Annotated in this window: 1 pseudogene; it reads left to right on the plus strand. The window is 51.3% G+C overall.

The features are described from left to right. Positions 1–246 precede the first annotated feature (246 nt). Positions 247–566 (plus strand): annotated as a pseudogene (locus AS151_RS07530) (RRXRR domain-containing protein); the annotation flags it as partial.

The raw sequence follows: 566 nt of genomic DNA on the forward strand, positions 1-566 counted from the left end.
TCATGCCTCCAGCTTCAGGTAGCTGACCAGCCTAAGCCCTTTGGGGGCTACGTTTTTAGGGTCATGGCACCGACAAATACTTTCGGTGTTTGTCGCCCTGCCGCTAACGGTTAAACAGCCCTAGAAGGGGTAAGGCAGTGCCGTTAGCCTAACAAGCCCTGAAAACATTGGCGAGGAAAACATTACCCGTTTACGGAGATTCAATGTCAAATTTTGTTTTTGTCTTAGACACCAACAAGCGGCCANTGCATCCGGGGAAAGCTCGGCGACTCCTCAGTACAGGAAAGGCCGCTGTATTTCGCCGTTATCCGTTCACCATCATTCTCAAACCAGCCTACCCAGAAATCCCCGTACAAGACCTAGAACTTAAACTCGATCCGGGTTCTCAGGTCACAGGAATTGCGGTTGTACAGGGCAAAAAGGTAATCTTCGGGGCGGAGCTTGAACACCGAGGGCAGCAAATCAAGGATGCGCTGCTTTCTCGTCGTCAATTACGACGAAGCCGGCGAAATCGCAAAACCCGCTATCGCCAGGCTCGATTTCTGAATCGGACTCGTCCAAAAGGT

Source organism: Geitlerinema sp. PCC 9228 (assembly GCF_001870905.1).
Taxonomy (GTDB): domain Bacteria; phylum Cyanobacteriota; class Cyanobacteriia; order Cyanobacteriales; family PCC-9228; genus PCC-9228.